Genomic DNA, 16,989 nt, shown 5'->3' with positions numbered 1-16,989 from the left:
GGGGGGTCTTGACAACCCAGCGCGACCGGACGATTATTCATCGCATGATGAGTTCATCGCACGATGAATTAATTGCCGGGCCGGCGGAGCCGGCGGTGCACATCGAGCACCTGCGCGTCATCCGCGGCAAACGCCCAGCCCTGCACGACTTTTCGGTGCAGATCGCCAAGGGCAGCATCACCGGCTTGCTCGGACCGTCCGGCTGCGGCAAGACCACGCTCATCCGCTGCATCGTCGGCACCCAGATCATCTCCAAGGGCACCGTCACCGTGCTCGGCGAAGAGGCCGGCAGCGCCGAATTGCGCCACCGCATCGGTTACCTGCCGCAGGACCCGACCATCTACCACGACCTGCGGATCGTGGACAACGTTCGCTATTTCGCGGCGCTCTACGGGTTCGACGGCCAGGCCGCCGATGCCGCCATCGACCGCGTCGGATTGACCGATCACCGGACCGCCTTGTGCGGCAACCTCTCCGGCGGTCAGCGCACCCGGGTGTCGCTGGCGTGCGCGCTGGTCTGTCAGCCCGACCTGCTGGTGCTCGACGAGCCCACCGTGGGCCTGGACCCGGTGCTGCGCGCGGACCTCTGGGGACAGTTCACCGAGCTGGCCCGCACCGGGACCACGCTGCTGGTCTCCAGCCACGTGATGGACGAAGCCGACCACTGCGGCGACCTGCTGCTGATGCGCGACGGGCGGTTGGTCGCCCACACCACCGGAACCCAACTGCGAGAGGACACCGGATGCACGTCACTGGAGGACGCGTTTCTGTCCATCATCAAGCGCAGCACCATGCGCGAAGCGGGCTGAGCCTGCGCGGCTACACCGCGACCACCGCGCGAATCTTGCGCCAGTTGGTCGCCGATCACCGCAGCGTCGCGATGATCCTGTTCGTGCCGGTCCTGGTGATCAGCCTGATGTACTTCATGTTCCAGAACGCCCCGCACCGCCCCGGTGGGCCAACCCCGTTCAACAACGCCTGCCTGATCCTGCTGGGCCTGTTCCCACTGTTCGTGATGTTCATCATCACGGCGATCACCATGCAGCGCGAACGTGCCTCCGGGACGCTGGAGCGCATTCTGACCACGCCGCTGCGCCGCCTGGATCTGCTGATCGCCTACGGCACGGCCTTCTCCATCGCCGCTGCGGCGCAGGCGATTTTGGCGTGCATCGTGTCGTTTTGGCTGTTGGATTTCGACACGGCCGGCAGCCCGGCGTGGGTGTTCGTCATCGCGATCGTCAACGCCGTGCTGGGCGTCGGTTTAGGCCTGTTGTGTAGTGCGTTCGCCCGCACAGAGTTTCAGGCCGTGCAGTTCATCCCGCTGGTGATGGTGCCGCAGCTGCTGCTGGCCGGCATCATCGTGCCGCGCGCGCTGATGCCACACTGGCTGCAATGGATCAGCAATGTGCTGCCGGCCAGCTACGCGCTGGAGGCCTTGCAACAGGTGGGTGCGCAACCGGAACTGACGTTCATCGCGGTGCGCGACATCGTCGTGGTGCTGGGCTTCGCATTGGCGGCACTGTGCCTGGCCGCGGCGACGCTGCGGCGACGGACGCCCTAGTGGCGATCGCAAGCGCGGCGCGGGCGGGCGCAGCGGGTCGCCACGGACGGTCCGAGTGACAGCTACCAGCGCCGGGCGCCGGCGGCGGGGGCGGCCGGCCGGGAACTCCGACACCCGCGACCGCATTCTGGACAGCGCACGGGAGCTGTTTGCGCGCAATGGGATTCGTAACACCTCGATCCGCGCGGTGGCCGCGGCGGCCGCGGTGGACTCGGCGTTGGTGCATCACTACTTCGGCACCAAGGAGAAGCTGTTCGCCGCGGCCGTGAACATCCCGATCGACCCGATGGCCATCATCGGCCCGTTGCGCGAGGTGCCGGTCTCCGAACTGGGCTACCGGATCCCGTCAATGTTGTTGCCGCTGTGGGATTCCGAGGTCGGTACTGCGTTCATTGCCGCGCTGCGATCAATCCTGGCCGGCGAAGAGGTCAACCTGTTCCGGACTTTCATCGAGGACGTGATAACAGCGGAAGTTGGTCCGCGCGTGGACACCCCACCGGGAAGCGGTACCACCCGCATCCAGTTCGTCGCGTCACAGCTGGTGGGCGTGGTGATGGCGCGCTACATCCTGCAACTGGAGCCGTTCAAGTCGCTACCGGCCGAGCAGATCGCGCTGACCGTCGCGCCGAACCTGCAGCGCTACCTCACCGGGGATCTGCCGGACGGCCTTGCGCGATGAGCCGAGCGTGCTCGTCGTCGCCAACGTCGCGGGCCTCGTCGATGAGCAGCACCGGGATGCCGTCCTCGATGCGGTAGGCGCGCCGCAACCGCGGGTTGTAGAGCAGTTCGGACCCCACCAGTACCAGCGGGCCCCGGTCGTCCGGGCACACCAAGATGCTCAGCAGTGCATCGTCGATCATGACTGCGCTCCACTCAGCTCGGAACGGGCCCCGCTGGTCAGGCGGCGGTACTGGTTGGCGTCGGCGTCGAGGTACCAGACTTGACGCCCGGCCTTCGGAATCCCGGCCGCCCGTAGCGCACTGACAGTGGGCCGGAACGTCGCGCTCAGGTTCATCTCCGGCACCACGCACACGACGTCGGGCCCCAGACCGATCGGAATCTTGGCAAAGGCCTCGGTCAGGTCGGCCGCGGTGATGGAGGCCCCCGGCGACAGCGTGACCGCCGACACCGCCACCTCGTGGTCGCCCACCGGAACGTTGTAGGTCACCGCGAGGTCGACGCCGTTGATGCAACCCAGCGCGTCGGTCACGGGCTCGGCGAAGACCAGGCCGCGCATGGTGCGCACCACCGAGCCGCGCCGGCCCGCCAGCCAGAAGTCACCATCGTCGTCGCGGTAGAACAGGTACTCGGTCGAGATCCATGTGTCGCCGGCGGCGAAGACGCCGCGCTTGACCGACGCGCTCGGATCGATTGGGCCGTTGGACGCGGCGAGCAGGACGCCGACCTGGTTGGGTTCGGCGATCTGCACGAAGCCGCGCTCGTTCTCCAGGATCAGGTCGTGCTCGACGTCATAGGCGCCCAACTCGATTCGCCCGGCGCCCGGCAGCGGGCGGCCCTTGCTGCCCACCTTGGCGCCGGACACGTTGGCGAGCACCGCCTGTCCGTCGGTGGTGGCGAAGAACTCGACGACGTGGGCGGGCGCGAACGCCTCGACGACGCGCCCCCATAGGCCGGTGGGCATGCCGGAACCGATGAACAGCCGCACCGGGTGGTTGCCCAGCAGCACGAACGCGGGATCGTCGACGATCTCGCGGAGCATGGCCCAGGTGTAGGACACCACGGTGACGCCGTACTGACGCACCTCCTGGACGAATCGGTCCCGGTCCAGGCCGCGCGACAGCGCGATGCGAGTGCCGCCGACCACGGCGCCACCAAGACTGACCAGCAGCGCCGACTCGTGGTGCAGCGGCGTCAGGCAGTAGACGGTGTCGCGGCGGTCCAGCGCGGCCGTCGATGCGGTACCAAAGGCGGACACCGCCCAGCGATAGTTGGTGATCTGCCTGGCCACCAGTTCGCCACCCGCCGCGCTGAACGCGATGAACGCCAAGTCCCGGGCCAGCCCCGGGTTGGGTCGGTACCACCCGGGCAACTCGACGGCATCGGGGTCGATCTGCTCCATGTCGATCACGTCGGAGTCGTCGGGCAGGTGCAGATCACGCGACTCCCCGCCGCCGAGGACCAGCACCTGCCGCAGCCCCTGGCGGTCGGACCCTCGCACCGCGTCGAGGTTGGTGGGGTCGGTGAGCAGCTCAGTCACTCCCCCGAGCCGCACCGAGGCGGCCAGATCGGCGTCGGGCCGCATCACCACCGCGATGGCACCGAGCCGGGACAACGCGGCGATGGCCACGAGTGCGCTGGGCCGGGTCTCCATCAGCACGCCGATGCGGTCCCCCTGCCGGACCCCGACCTCGATCAGGCCGCGAACGACGTTGTTGACGCGCCGGTTGACCGCGTCGTAGGTGTGCACGCGACCGTCGAACAACAGAAATTCGCCCTGGGGCGCGTCGTGGGCCTGTTCTTCGATGATGCGGCCCAGCGAAATCCGGGTGTGGTCGTTGATCTGGCCCAGGCGGACCAGTCGCGGAATGGTGCGGGCCGTCTCGATGGCCAGGGTGCGCACCGACTTGTTGGCGGTGACGACGGTGTTGGCCGCGCCGCGCACCAGCCCAAGCGCCGCCTCGGAGACTTCACCGACTCCGTGCGCGAGCCGGGAGCTCAAGGCGACGCCGCTGTCGGTGTGCTCCGCCGGCTGATCGGCCATCAGGTCGATGCTGTCCGGTTTGTCGCCTCCGATGGACAGCCACTTCACCCATTCGGCGACAGTCGGCCAACTCTGTTGCGCCGCCTTGGATCCGACAACCAAACCGAAATGACCTGTGCGGATGGTGGATTCGTACACTTCGGCGTCCGGTGCCGCCCGCCGGATACCACGCACTGAGGCCGGCTGCCCGATGTCATCGACTTCACCGACGAAGGCCAGCACCGGGCAGGTGATGTCGGTGAGCGTGACCATTTGCCCGTTGACGGCGAACCCGCCGGTCATCATCCGGTTGTGGGCGATGAACTGCTTGAGCAGTTCGGAGATCGCCGGGCCCGACCAGGCGATCCAGCCTTCGCGCTCGAGAAACCGGCGCTGCTGCTCGCGCGGGAGCAGCGCCTCCCGGTCGTGCAGCTGGCGCACGAAGTCGACGCGCGCCTTGGCGGTCTTGAGCGGATCGAGCATCTGGAAGCCGGTCCGCGCCATCCAGCTCGGGATGTCCAGCCGGCTGAAGACGTGGTCGGCCATGAAGTTGGCCGCGGGCGCGGCGAAGTTTGCCGGAATACCCATGGGCAACGCGGCCAGGGTGTCCACTGGCGAACCGAAGGTGACGATGCTGGCCAGGCTTTTCGAACGCCGGTAGGCGGCAACCTGGTAGCACCACATGCCACCCTGCGAATAGCCGACCAGATGGATGTCGCTGCCGGTGGTTTCCCTCACCGTGTCGATGGCCTGACTGAGCGCGACGATGTGGTCGGCCAGGGTGCGACGCATACCGCCCTCGACCTTGTCGGGTTCGCCGAAGTCGATGACCCAGGGGTCAAGCCCTTGGGCGTGCAGGATTCCCACCGCGCCTTCGTCGCGCGTGACGTCCCACATGTCCGCGGACATCATCATCGGGTGCACCATCAGCACCGGCGGCCCGACGGGCGACCGGCCACCCCGGCTGTCCGGCGGGAAATATCGCCGGAGCTTGTACATCGGCACGCTCTCGACGGTCTGAGCCGGCGACGGGACACTCCCGGTTTCCAAGCCGCCCAGTCGCAAGACTTCCAGCCCGTTCTGCGCTGTAGCGATCAGCCGCTCGACCGGTCGCGTGACCATCGAAAAATTGAGATCCACTGCTGCTCCCTGAGTCTTGACAGCTTGGACATCATGGCACATCAGGCCAGCTAGAAGGGCAGTGGTTCCCTAAATGGGCGTCAACGGCCGCGGCTCGGCAGGAGGCGGGCACCCGGGACTGGGCCCCGTGAGAACGGTGGCGGATCCTCGTCGAACCCGTGGGTGATGGGCCAGCCCTGGATCACCGGTGGGGCCGCTTGGGCCGCCCGTGCGTCGCGGTTTTGCCGACGTTCGGTGGCGACGCGATCCGTGCGGTTTTGAGCGCGGGTGCGACGCCGTTTGGGCATCATCGCGGTGCGGTCGGCGCAGTAATCCAAAGGCGGGTCGGCCTCGGCGGCGGGTATCGCGACGGCGGCATGGCTGCGCTCCTTAAAGCACGCTGAGAACCAGCTGCGAACTCGTTTGCGCAGTATGGCGGGGGGTACACAGCCGATGCGCTTCGGTCGCGACGCGTCGTCGAGACCACTTCGGTTGAAAGACACAGCTGGGCGCGTGGGGTTCTCTGGGCAGCTTTCGCGACCAGTACGGCAGTGACAGTGCCGGGACCGGAGCCCGCCGGACCGTGTTCCCTTCTAGCCCGAAGGCGAGGTCGCTTCATGGACACGACGACGGAATTCGTCGGCGCGGCCGCCACCGAAGTCATCACCGCATTGCGGTCACCGAACCACGGTGTGGTCGGCGTGGTCGGCGCGCAAAGCGCCGACAAGTTCTCCACCGAAATCAGCCGGCACCGGTAATCGCCGGCCTGGGCAAACGCGCGAGAAAGGGAGACAAATGTTGTTGCTGGGCAACGGCGGAGGTCGAAAAGGCCGCACCGCCGGCAGCGATGGACTGGGCGAGGTCCAACATCTGGCCGGGCGAGCTTTGTACGACGTCGCCCACGGCCGGTTCGAACGCTCGCTGTCCGGGCTGACCGCGGTGGCGGCACTGGTCACGACGGCCGAAATCTACTTCGAGCACTACAAAGCCAGCTTCGGTAACAAATGGATGTGGAGCCCGATCGTGGTGACTCCCCCGGTGGTCGTCGCGGGAATCGGTGGGGTGTTCTCGCGGCGCTGGGCCAAACTCTGGCTGCCTATCACCGCGGGCATTTACACGGCCAACGGGCTGATGGGCGAATACCTGCACGCGCGCGGGGTTGCCCGCAAGCCGGGCGGGTGGAAGAACGCGTCTTACAACGTGCCGATGGGGCCGCCGATCGCGGCGCCGGGGCTGATGTGCATGGTCGGCGGAATGGGGTTGCTGGCGTCGATCCTGCGCCGCGAACGGTTCCGGGACCAGGGGCGCTCGGATTCCTGAGATGGCCAACACCTCACGCCCCGACCACCTGCCCAACCTGCGCCCCGATGGCAAGCCACCGCACCCGTCGTGGCTGCCCAAGCAACGCCGCGGCACCACGCCGCAGATGATCGGGCGCTACCCCGATTACGACGTGCTCCAAACCGCCGACACGTGGGACGAGGCCACCAGAAAGGTGGTGCTGGCCCGGCTGGAACCGCCCGGCCCGCTGCGGTTTTTCACCCCAGAAGACGAGCCGTGCCTGCGCGCGTTCTGCGACACGGTGCTGGCGCAGGATGTCGAGCCGAGAGTGCCGGTGGCCGAGTCCGTCGACTCCAAGCTCGCAGACGGGCGCCTCGACGGTTACCAGTACGCGGACATGCCCGACGACCGCGACACCTGGCGGCTGGTGCTGCGCGGGCTCAACGAGACCGCATCGGTCCACCACGGCGGATCCTCATTCGCCGAGGCCGATGTCCTTACCCGCGAAGCGATCATCGACAAGTTCTCACAGGCGGATCTGCAGGGTGGGGCGTGGGAGAGCCTGAACGTCAAGCGCGCGTGGTCGGTGTGCATGCGGATGACCTTGTCGGGCTTCTACTCCCACCCATGGGCGTGGAACGAGATCGGGTTCGGCGGCCCCGCCTACCCGCGCGGTTTCATGCGCCTCGGTGGCGCCACCGGCCCGGCGGCCGCGCGCGAACCGTACGAGACCCGCGGCGCCACCGACGAGGATCCGGTGCAAATCGTGAGCAACGGAGAGTTGTGATGGGCGACCTCCTGCGGGGCCTGTTCAAGGGAGCGGTCGAACCGAAGGACAACGATTCGCGATTCCTGCTCGACGTGCACACGCGCGACCTGCCCGGCGAGAAGACCATGCGCCGCTACGCCGACGACGACGAGGTCGATCTGGTTGTGGTGGGCGCCGGGGCCGGCGGCTCGGTGCTGGCGCAACGGCTGGCGCGTGAGGGCTGGCGGGTCGTGATCCTCGAGGCCGGCCCGTTCTGGCACCCCGACGAGGACTGGGTCTCCGACGAGGCCGGTTCCCATGCGCTGTACTGGACACAGAAACGCATCATCGGCGGCGACGACCCAATCGAGCTGGGCAAGAACAACTCCGGGCGTGGGGTGGGCGGCTCCATGGTGCACTACGCCGGGTACACCCCGCGGTTTCACCCCAGCGACTTTCAGACCTACACCCGGGACGGGGTCGGGGCGGACTGGCCCATCCGCTACGAGGACATCCGGCGCCACTACGAGCAGGTCGAGCTCGAGCTGCCGGTGGCCGGCCAGAACTGGCCCTGGGGCGATCCGCATCGCTACCCCTTTGCCCCACATCCGATTTCGGGTGCGGCCGCCAAGATCTGGCGGGGCGCGATCAAACTGGGCATCGAGATGCGGGTGGGGCCCGTCGGCATCGTCAACGGCACCTTCGGCAACCGTCCGCACTGCATCTACCGGGGCTACTGCCTGCAGGGCTGCAAGGTCAACGCCAAGGCCAGCCCGTACGTCACGCACCTTCCCGACGCGCTGGCCCACGCCGTGGAGATCCGCGCCAACTGCATGGCCTCGCGCGTCGAGCTCGACGAGAGCGGCGCGGCGCGCGGCGTGGTCTACTACGACGAGGTGGGCGGCAAGGAGCGCCTGCAACGCGCCAAAGTGGTTGCCGTTGCCGGGTATTCGATCGAAACACCGCGGCTGCTGTTGAACTCCGCCAGCGACCGCTTCCCGAACGGGCTGGGTAACAACGACGATCAGGTCGGGCGCTACGTCATGGTGCAGGGCGCCACCCAGTCCGCGGGCCGGTGGTCCGAGGAGGTGCGGATGTACAAGGCGCCGCCCCCAGAGGTCACCTCCGAACAGTTCTACGAAACCGACCAGTCCCGTGGCTTCGCCCGCGGCTTCGCCATCCAGACCGTGTCGCCCATGCCTATCGGCTGGGCCGAACACGTGCTCGCCGAAGGACATTGGGGCCGCGCCATGCGGGAATACATGCGCGACTACAACCACTGGGCGACGGTCGGCGTACTCAACGAGTTGTTGCCACTGCCGGAAAATCGCGTGACGCTGGCCGACGAAAATGACCCGTACGGCATCCCGGTGGCGCGCTTCGATTACACGCTGTGCGACAACGACAAGGCCAACATGGCCTACTCCACCAAGGTGATCAACGACATCCTGCACGCCGCCGACGCCCAGGATTTGCTCACCATCGAGCGCTTCGCCCACCTGATCGGCGGCGCGCGCATGGGCACCAGCCCGCAAAACTCGGTCGTCGACTCCGATCAACGCGTGTGGGGCGTACCCAACCTGTTCCTCGCCGACGGCTCGGTGTGCCCGACCCAGGGGTCGGCGAACCCCGCACTGACCATCATGGCGCTGGCCTCGCGGCTCGCCGAGCGGCTGGCCGGCGGGAAGATCGATACCGCCGCGGGACGGAGGTCGGAGGCGGGAGCGCGTGGCTGACCGAACGATCGACATCGAGACGACCTTTGCGCCCCGGGTGCTGCGTGAATACGCGCTGCTCGCCGACGGTGAACGCGGCGCGCTGATCGGCCCGCAGGGCGACGTGGCGTGGATGTGCGCGCCGCACTGGGACTCCGATGCCGTTTTCTCCAATCTCATTGGCGGCGGCGGTATTTACGCGATCACCCCGACCGACATCCGGCACGTGTGGGGTGGCTATTACGAGCCGGGCACCCTGATCTGGCGCAACCGCTGGATCACCCGCGACGGCACCGTGGAATGCCGTGAGGCGCTGGCCTTTCCGGGCGACCGGGACCGGGTAGTGCTGCTGCGGCGGCTCACGGTGTGCCGCGGGACGGCGCGCGTGCGGGTGCTGCTGGCGCCGGGCGCGGGCTTCGGCCGGCACGGCCTCGGCCAGCCGACTTCCGATGGCGGGGTCTGGAGCGGCCGGTCGGGCCGGTTGCGCTGGCGCTGGCTGGCCGGCTGCGACGCGCGCACCGTCAAAGCCGCGCACGACAAAAGCGAGTTACTCACCTGTGAGATCACCCTCGAGGAGGGCCAGCAACACGACCTGGTGCTGGAGCTGTCCGAACGCGCGCTGCCCGACCAGCCACCCGACCCCGATCTGGCCTGGGACGCCACCGCGGCCGCCTGGCAGCGCAGCGTGCCCCGGCTGGATTGCACCATCGCCCCCCGCGACGGTCGCCACTCCTATGCGGTGCTGCGCGGGCTGACCAGCAGTGGCGGTGGCATGGTGGCCGCGGCCACGATGAGCCTGCCCGAACGCGCGCACACCAATCAGAACTACGACTACCGGTATGCCTGGATCCGGGACCAGGTCTACGCCGGCTTGGCCGCCGCCGCCGTCGGCACGACCGAATTGCTGGACCGGGCGGTCGAATTCGTCGGCGGCCGACTGCTCGAGGACGGCCCGAACCTCAAACCCGCCTACACCGTCACGGGCGGCGCGGTGCCCGGCGAAGAAGCGCTCGACCTGCCCGGGTATCCCGGCGGCACCGACAAGGTCGGCAACTGGGTGAATCAGCAATTCCAGCTCGATGTCTTCGGTGAGGCGCTGCAGCTGCTGGCCAAGGCGGGTGCCGCCGACCGGCTCGATGCCGATGGGTGGCGCGCGGCGCAGACCGCCATCGGGGCAATCGAGAAGCGCTGGCGCGAACCGGATGCCGGGGTCTGGGAAATCGACGACGAGCACTGGACGCAGTCCCGGTTGGCCTGCGTAGGCGGGCTGCGCGCCGTCGCCAAGCTGGCCGGCGCCGGTCCCGACGTGGCGGCCTGCGCCTCGCTGGCCGATGCGATCCTGGCCGACACCGCGTCGAGCAGCCTGCACCCGCACGGCTATTGGCAACGCAGCCCGCGGCTGACGGGGGTCGACGCCTCGCTGCTGCTGCCGCCGGTGCGCGGCGCCGTTCCCGCCGAGGATCCCCGCACCCGGGCCACCCTGGACGCCGTTCGCCGGGAACTCACCGAGGACGGGTTCGTGTACCGCTTCCGGCACGACGAGCGCGAACTCGGCGACGCCGAGGGCGCCTTTTTGCTCTGCGGATTCATGATGGCGCTGGCCGAAGATCAACTGGGCCACGGCCATTGCGCGATGCGCTGGTTCGAACGCAACCGCGCCGCGTGCGGGCCGCCGGGGCTGTTCTGCGAGGAATACGACGTGCGGCAGCGCCAACTCCGCGGCAACCTGCCGCAAGCGTTCGCACACGCGCTGATGCTCGAATGCACGGCCACCCTTACCGACGACGATGCTCGCCATGAGTGATTGCTCCAACCAAGCGAAAGGCAGTTCTGCGATGACACAGACAGTGGTGATCACCGGAGCCAGCGCCGGCATCGGCCGCGCCACCGCCCAGCAATTCGGACAGCGCGGCGACAATGTCGTCCTGCTCGCCCGCGGCGCCGCGGGGCTCGACGGCGCCGCGCGCGACGTCGAAGCCGGTGGCGGCAAGGCGCTGGCCATTCCGACCGATGTGGCCGATCACTCGGCCGTCGCCGCCGCCGCCGACGAGGCCGAAGCCGCCTTCGGTCCCATCGACGTCTGGGTCAACGTCGCGTTCACGTCGGTGTTCGCGCCGTTCAGCGAGATCAGCGCCGAGGAGTTCAAACGCGTGACAGAGGTGTCCTACCTCGGGTACGTGCACGGCACCATGGCGGCGCTGGCCAAGATGCGCCCCCGCAACCGCGGCACCGTCGTGCAGGTCGGTTCGGCGCTCAGCCAGCGATCGATTCCGTTGCAGTCGGCCTACTGCGGTGCCAAACACGCCGTCAATGGGTTCACCGAATCGGTGCGCTGCGAGCTGTTCCACGAAGGCTCGAAGGTGCGGATCACCGTCGTCCAGATGCCCGCGGTCAACACCCCGCAATTCTCCTGGGTGCTGTCCCGGCTCCCCCGCCATCCCCAGCCGGTGCCGCCGATCTATCAGCCCGAGGTGGCCGCCCGCGGCGTCCTGTATGCCGCCGATCATCCAGGGCGAAAACAATATTGGGTCGGCGACTCCACCCTGGTGACGCTGCTGGGGCAGAAGTTCGTCGCGCCGCTGCTGGACCGCTACCTCGGCCGCACGGGATACGACTCCCAGCAGACCGACGAGCGCGTCGACCGCGAGCGGCCCAACAACCTCTGGCAGCCGCTGGACCAGGAGCCGGGCACCGACCACGGCCCGCACGGCCAGTTCGACGACAAGTCGCATGCCCACAGCCCGCAATTGTGGGCATCCCAGCACCCGATAGTCAGCGGTGGCGGCGCGCTGAGCGCCGCCGGGCTGGGCGCATGGCTCGCGGCGCGGGCGGGCCGCCGGTGGGCGCGATGACACCCGACGCGCGGATCGAGGACGTCACCGCGCAGGTCTATGAAATCCCCACCGACGCACCGGAAGCCGACGGCACCCTGTCCTGGTCGTCAACCACGCTGGTCCTGGCCGAGGTTGTGGCCGCCGGCCGACGCGGAATCGGCTACACCTATGCCGACGGCGCGTGCGCCAAGCTGATCGGCGGCAAGCTCGCCAAATCCCTCACCGGACACAGTGCCATGGACATCCCGGCCCGGTGGCAGTCGATGGTCGTGGCGATGCGCAACAACGGGCGGCCCGGTTTGGCGTCCTGTGCGATCTCGGCGCTCGACACCGCGCTGTGGGACCTCAAGGGCAAGCTGTTGGAGCTACCGGTATGCCGGTTGATCGGCATGGCGCATCCCGAAGTGCCGATCTACGGCAGCGGCGGTTTCACCACCTACGACGAGCGCACCACCCGCGCCCAACTCGAACGCTGGGTCGACGAGTGGACGATCCCACGCGTCAAAATCAAGATCGGCGAGTCGTGGGGCTCCGATGTAGGTCGCGACCTGGATCGGATTGCTCTGGCGCGCAAGGTGATCGGGCCGGACGCCGAACTGTACGTGGACGCCAACGGTGGCTACCGCCGTAAACAGGCGATCCGGGTGGCCCACGCCATGGCCGACCACGGTGTCACGTGGTTCGAAGAACCCGTGTCCTCCGATGATCTGGACGGGCTGCGGGAAGTGCGCGACCAGGTCAGCCCGGACGTCACCGCCGGCGAGTACGGCTACGACCTGGCCTACTTCAACCGGATGCTCGCCGCCGGCGCGGTCGACTGCCTGCAGATCGACGTCACGCGCTGCGGGGGCATCACCGACTGGGTGCGCGCCGCGGCCGTTGCCGCCTCCTACAACGTGGACGTCTCGGGGCACTGCGCTCCCAACCTGCACGCCCACGTCGCCAGCACCATCCCCAATTTGCGGCATTTGGAGTATTTCCACGATCACCACCGCATCGAACAGATGCTTTTCGACGGCGCGTTGTCCCCCGAGGGCGGTGCATTGCGACCCGATCAAGATCGCCCAGGGTTCGGCCTGGAGTTCAAACACCAAGACGCCGAGCGGTACCGAGTGGCCTGATAGTCAGGTATCGCCCATGCGCGCCGCATGAGGAGTGAACGCGCGCAAAAACGGGAATCGATATGCCATGGTTTTCACAAAGGGGATTGGGGAAATGCGCGATGACGGTGCACTCCAACGACGAGACTGTTGAGCGCCGCGAGGCGCTGGTGTCTGACGTCGTCGAGGAAAGCGACCTGAGTGCGGTCGACCTGGTGCTGGGTCTCGGCGAGCCACAGCGCGTCGGCCGGTTCTGGTTCTACATCGACGGGCATCGCTGGGAATGGTCGGATGCGGTGGCCCGGATGCACGGCTACAAGCCGGGACAGGTGGAGCCCACCACGGAACTGCTGCTGGCACACAAGCATCCAGACGACCGGGAGCGGGTGGCCGCCGTGCTGGACCGCGTGACGAAGGGAAAGCCGTTCAGCAGCCGGCACCGGATCATCGATACGGCCGGACGCACCCGCTGCGTCGTCGTCGCCGGCGATCGGATGGTCGACGGCAACGGCGCGCTGGCCGGCACGTCCGGGTTCTACGTCGACGTCACCGACTCCCTGCATACCGATATCACCAACGTGTTGTCGGCGGTGGCCGATGCCCGTGCCCGCATCGAGCAGGCCAAGGGCGTGCTGATGATTGCCTACGGCATCTCGGCCGAGCGGGCGTTCGACATTCTGGTGTGGCGTTCCCAGGAGGCGAACCTCAAGCTGCGCGACGTCGCGAGCCGCTTCCTGGACGCCGTGGCCAGCACAGCGTCGGCGGAAACGCAAAGCCAAGTGGACCAGGCTCTGCTGACCCTCGGCTAGCGACAGGACGCTAGGGTCGGCCCAGTGGCGCACCTACTTGGAGCCGAGGCCGTACACCTCGAATATCCGACTCAGGTGGTCTTCGACTCCATCACGCTCGGGGTCAACGACGGCGCACGCATCGGCATCGTCGGGCGAAACGGCGACGGCAAATCCAGCCTGCTGCGGCTGCTGACCGGACAGCAACAGCCAGATTCCGGCCGGGTCACCCAGCGCAGCGGGTTGCGGGTCGGCGCGCTGAGCCAGGCCGACACCCTGGACCCGGACCGCAGCGTGGGCTACACGCTCGTCGGCGAGGCGGCCGAACACCACTGGGCCGGTGATGCGCGGATCCGCGACGTGGTCGCCGGGCTGGTCTCCGACATCGCTTGGGAGGCAACGGTTGCCACGCTGTCCGGCGGCCAGCGCCGCCGGGTGCAGCTGGCCAGGTTGCTGATCGGGGAATGGGACGTCATCGCGCTCGACGAGCCGACCAACCATCTCGACATCGAGGGCATCACCTGGCTGGCCGGCCATGTGCGACAACGCTGGGCGCGCAACACCGGCGGCCTGCTACTGGTGACCCACGACCGCTGGTTCCTCGACGAAGTCGCCACCACGACGTGGGAGGTGCACGACGGGATCGTCGAACCGTTCGACGGCGGGTACGCGGCCTACGTCCTGCAACGCGTCGAACGGGACCGGATGGCCGCCGCCTCCGAGGCCAAGCGGCAGAACCTGATGCGCAAGGAGCTGGCGTGGCTGCGCCGCGGGGCGCCGGCGCGGACCTCGAAGCCCAAGTTCCGGATCGAGGCGGCCAACCAGCTCATCGCCGACGTGCCGCCGCTACGCAACACCGTCGAGCTGGCCAAGCTGGCCACCGCCCGGCTGGGCAAGGACGTGGTCGATCTGCTCGACGTGTCGGTCACGTTCGGGGGCCGCCCGGTGCTGCGCGACATCGAGTGGCGGATCGCTCCCGGCGAGCGCACCGGCATCGTCGGCGCCAACGGCGCCGGCAAGTCGACCCTCCTCGGATTGATCGACGGCACCATCTCCCCCGACACGGGACGCGTCAAGCGCGGCAAGACCGTGCGGCTGGCGGTGCTCGACCAGCAAGACGATGCGCTGGCCGCGGTCGGCCGCGACCGGATCGCCGATCTGCTGGGCGGGCTGCAGGGCGGCTATCAGGTCGACGGCCGCGAGGTCACCCCGGCGCAGCTGCTGGAGCGCCTCGGGTTCGGCCGCGGCCAGCTGTCCTCCCGCGTCGAGGACCTCTCCGGCGGTGAGCGGCGGCGGCTGCAGCTGATGCTGACGCTGCTGTCGGAGCCCAATGTGTTGCTGCTCGACGAGCCGACCAACGACGTGGACACCGACACCCTGACCGCGCTGGAGGATCTGCTCGACTCGTGGGCGGGCACCCTGATCGTCGTCTCGCACGATCGCTACCTGCTGGAGCGCGTCACCGATCAGCAGTACGCGGTGCTCGACGGCCGGTTGCGGCATCTGCCCGGCGGCGTCGACGAGTATCTGCGGCTGGCCGAGCAGCGGACGAGCGAGGCGATCGCCGGATCTTCGCGGACTACGGGGCCCGCCGACCCAGCGCCACCGGCGATGTCCGGCGCGCAACGGCGAGCCGCGGAAAAAGAGGTCGCCTCCGCCGATCGCCAGCTCGCGCGGTTGGCGGACCGGATCGAGGACAAGCACAACGAACTCGCCGCGCACGACCAGTCCGACCACGTCGGCATCACCCGGCTCACCCAGGAGTTGCGCGCGCTCGAAGACGAGGTCGCCGAGACGGAGAGCCGCTGGCTGGAGCTCTCCGAGCTGCTGGAGTAAGCCTGCGGCGATCGCAAGCGCGACGAAGCCGGGCGCAGCGCAGCGGGTCGACGCCGGTGTATTGAGCTGCAGCAGGTTTCGCGATGCGGTCAGCGACTCAGTCCCGACTTGGCTCAAATTAGTGCGTAGGTCAGCGGGGATATTGTTGCGGGCGTGGCGTAGATCGTCGGGTGGTGGGCGAGCGGGGTTGCGGGTTTGGTTGTCGGTCTTGATTTCAAGATCCGATGGCAGCAGGTACCGTGCACGAATTCCTTTATTTATCAACCCGTTTGGGCTTTGGAGCAGTGACGGTAACGACGGGCCTTGGTAACCAACCTAGTTGTTTATCGGTGGCGGCTGCGGCTGGAACGGTTGGTACCACCACCAGTCGGCGCGCTCGCCGGTGGGCCCGGGGCACGGTGGGACAGCGGGCGGGGGAAGATTCGGAGGACGCGCGAGCGATCCTGCGCTGAGCCGTTGACCGGAGCTGTCGGTGACGATGAGATCGTCCGCGGGTCCGGCAATGGTGATGACACCACGATGGTGCGACCGATGGTGATATGGGCAAACCAACACCAGATTGAACAGCTCGGTCAGACCGCCGTCTTCCCAGTGCCGGATGTGGTGGGCGTGCAGACCGCGGGTGGCCCCACAGCCGGGAACAGCGCAGGTGGGATGGCGGTGCTCGAGCGCGCGGCGAAGCCGCCGGTTGATCACACGGGTCGCGCGGCCGGCACCAATGACCTCGCCGTGACGTTCGAACCACACTTCACACGTGGCATCACACGTCAGGTATCGGCGTTCGGCGTCGGTGAGCAGCGGACCCAGATGCAGCGCCGCAGCGCGCTGCTCAACGTCGACATGCACCACCACAGTGGTGTGCTGCCCCTGTGGCCGGCGGGCCGCCTCGGCGTCCCATCCGGCCTGCACCAGGCGCATAAACGCCTCGACGGTGGTAGGCAACGGGGGACAATTCGGTGCGGTGCGCTCGCCCTTGGAGTGATCCTGCTTCCACTCGGCCAACAGCGCATCACGATGAGACGCCAGTGCCGCATCGAACTTCGCCGCGTCGTCGTGGGGAAGTTGGATCCGCCAACAGCGGGAGAGCTCGTCGGCGGTCGTGGTGATCGAGCGCTGCGGTTCGGGCCGAGAATCGGGTTCAGGTCGCGGTTCCAGCTTGACCGCCGTGCGCAGCTGGTTGACCGTGGCGCAGCCCGCCAGCTGCGCGTAATGCTCATCGGAACCCTTGCCCGCCCGTGCGGCGATGACGCCTACCTGATCCAGCGACAGTCGACCCTCCCGCATGCCCGCCGCGCAGCGAGGAAAC

The 16,989-nt window shown here is 68.0% G+C and carries 15 protein-coding genes; 12 read left to right on the top strand and 3 right to left on the bottom strand.

Annotated features, from left to right (window positions below; all coding sequences use genetic code 11):
• Nucleotides 1-44: 44 nt before the first annotated feature.
• The 3 genes from VFW69_RS16895 to VFW69_RS16885 are packed head-to-tail and all read left to right on the top strand — an operon-like array spanning nucleotide 45 to nucleotide 2,240.
• Nucleotides 45-809 carry an ABC transporter ATP-binding protein gene (locus tag VFW69_RS16895; protein WP_526502647.1) on the top strand — a complete coding sequence of 255 codons (765 nt, stop codon included), beginning with the start codon at nucleotides 45-47 and terminating at the stop codon, nucleotides 807-809.
• Nucleotides 743-1,561: an ABC transporter permease gene (locus VFW69_RS16890; protein ID WP_526502645.1), complete on the top strand. Its 819-nt coding sequence runs from the start codon at nucleotides 743-745 to the stop codon at nucleotides 1,559-1,561. The genes VFW69_RS16895 and VFW69_RS16890 overlap by 67 nt, the downstream gene beginning before the upstream one ends.
• Before the next feature lie 55 nt (nucleotides 1,562-1,616).
• Nucleotides 1,617-2,240 (top strand): TetR/AcrR family transcriptional regulator, encoded by a 624-nt coding sequence (locus tag VFW69_RS16885; RefSeq protein ID WP_526502644.1) that lies wholly within the window; start codon nucleotides 1,617-1,619, stop codon nucleotides 2,238-2,240.
• On the opposite strand, the gene VFW69_RS16880 is transcribed toward VFW69_RS16885, so the two are convergent.
• Both VFW69_RS16880 and VFW69_RS16875 read right to left on the bottom strand, forming a co-directional pair.
• Nucleotides 2,206-2,421: a Trm112 family protein gene (locus tag VFW69_RS16880; RefSeq protein WP_526502643.1), complete on the bottom strand. Its 216-nt coding sequence runs from the start codon at nucleotides 2,419-2,421 to the stop codon at nucleotides 2,206-2,208. The genes VFW69_RS16885 and VFW69_RS16880 overlap by 35 nt on opposite strands.
• A complete protein-coding gene (locus VFW69_RS16875; RefSeq protein ID WP_526502642.1) occupies nucleotides 2,418-5,444 on the bottom strand; it encodes an alpha/beta fold hydrolase in 3,027 nt (1,008 codons plus the stop codon). Before VFW69_RS16875 ends, VFW69_RS16880 begins: the two co-directional genes overlap by 4 nt.
• Nucleotides 5,445-5,998: 554 nt before the next feature.
• Here VFW69_RS16875 and VFW69_RS16870 point away from each other — a divergent pair.
• The 9 genes from VFW69_RS16870 to VFW69_RS16830 all read left to right on the top strand — a co-directional run bounded on the left by VFW69_RS16870 (nucleotide 5,999) and on the right by VFW69_RS16830 (nucleotide 15,683).
• Nucleotides 5,999-6,139 (top strand): hypothetical protein, encoded by a 141-nt coding sequence (locus tag VFW69_RS16870; protein ID WP_526502641.1) that lies wholly within the window; start codon nucleotides 5,999-6,001, stop codon nucleotides 6,137-6,139.
• A 37-nt stretch (nucleotides 6,140-6,176) separates the two neighbouring features.
• Nucleotides 6,177-6,701, top strand: coding sequence for a hypothetical protein (locus tag VFW69_RS16865; protein WP_526502640.1), 525 nt, complete (start codon nucleotides 6,177-6,179; stop codon nucleotides 6,699-6,701).
• A 1-nt stretch (nucleotide 6,702) separates the two neighbouring features.
• Nucleotides 6,703-7,449, top strand: a complete 747-nt coding sequence (locus tag VFW69_RS16860; RefSeq protein ID WP_526502639.1) for a gluconate 2-dehydrogenase subunit 3 family protein — start codon at nucleotides 6,703-6,705, stop codon at nucleotides 7,447-7,449.
• Complete coding sequence (locus tag VFW69_RS16855) at nucleotides 7,449-9,146, top strand: GMC family oxidoreductase (RefSeq protein WP_526502638.1); 1,698 nt, start codon at nucleotides 7,449-7,451, stop codon at nucleotides 9,144-9,146. The genes VFW69_RS16860 and VFW69_RS16855 overlap by 1 nt, the downstream gene beginning before the upstream one ends.
• Nucleotides 9,139-10,929 (top strand): glycoside hydrolase family 15 protein, encoded by a 1,791-nt coding sequence (locus tag VFW69_RS16850; RefSeq protein WP_526502637.1) that lies wholly within the window; start codon nucleotides 9,139-9,141, stop codon nucleotides 10,927-10,929. The genes VFW69_RS16855 and VFW69_RS16850 overlap by 8 nt, the downstream gene beginning before the upstream one ends.
• A gap of 31 nt (nucleotides 10,930-10,960) precedes the next feature.
• Nucleotides 10,961-11,977, top strand: coding sequence for an SDR family oxidoreductase (locus VFW69_RS16845; protein ID WP_526502636.1), 1,017 nt, complete (start codon nucleotides 10,961-10,963; stop codon nucleotides 11,975-11,977).
• Nucleotides 11,965-13,080 (top strand): enolase C-terminal domain-like protein, encoded by a 1,116-nt coding sequence (locus VFW69_RS16840; protein ID WP_526502646.1) that lies wholly within the window; start codon nucleotides 11,965-11,967, stop codon nucleotides 13,078-13,080. Before VFW69_RS16845 ends, VFW69_RS16840 begins: the two co-directional genes overlap by 13 nt.
• A gap of 101 nt (nucleotides 13,081-13,181) precedes the next feature.
• Nucleotides 13,182-13,868, top strand: a complete 687-nt coding sequence (locus tag VFW69_RS16835; RefSeq protein ID WP_526502635.1) for an ANTAR domain-containing protein — start codon at nucleotides 13,182-13,184, stop codon at nucleotides 13,866-13,868.
• Nucleotides 13,869-13,892: 24 nt separating this feature from the next.
• The gene (locus VFW69_RS16830) at nucleotides 13,893-15,683 is read left to right on the top strand and encodes an ABC-F family ATP-binding cassette domain-containing protein (protein WP_526502634.1); all 1,791 of its coding nucleotides are present in this window, start codon (nucleotides 13,893-13,895) and stop codon (nucleotides 15,681-15,683) included.
• Nucleotides 15,684-15,998: 315 nt separating this feature from the next.
• On the opposite strand, the gene VFW69_RS16825 is transcribed toward VFW69_RS16830, so the two are convergent.
• Nucleotides 15,999-16,989: HNH endonuclease signature motif containing protein (locus VFW69_RS16825; RefSeq protein ID WP_526502633.1), on the bottom strand; the 991-nt coding region annotated here is incomplete at its 5' end.

Origin of the sequence: Mycobacterium sp. (assembly GCF_036273375.1) — a bacterium.
In the GTDB taxonomy this organism is placed as follows: domain Bacteria; phylum Actinomycetota; class Actinomycetes; order Mycobacteriales; family Mycobacteriaceae; genus Mycobacterium.
This window is presented reverse-complemented; position numbering and strand designations above follow the sequence as displayed.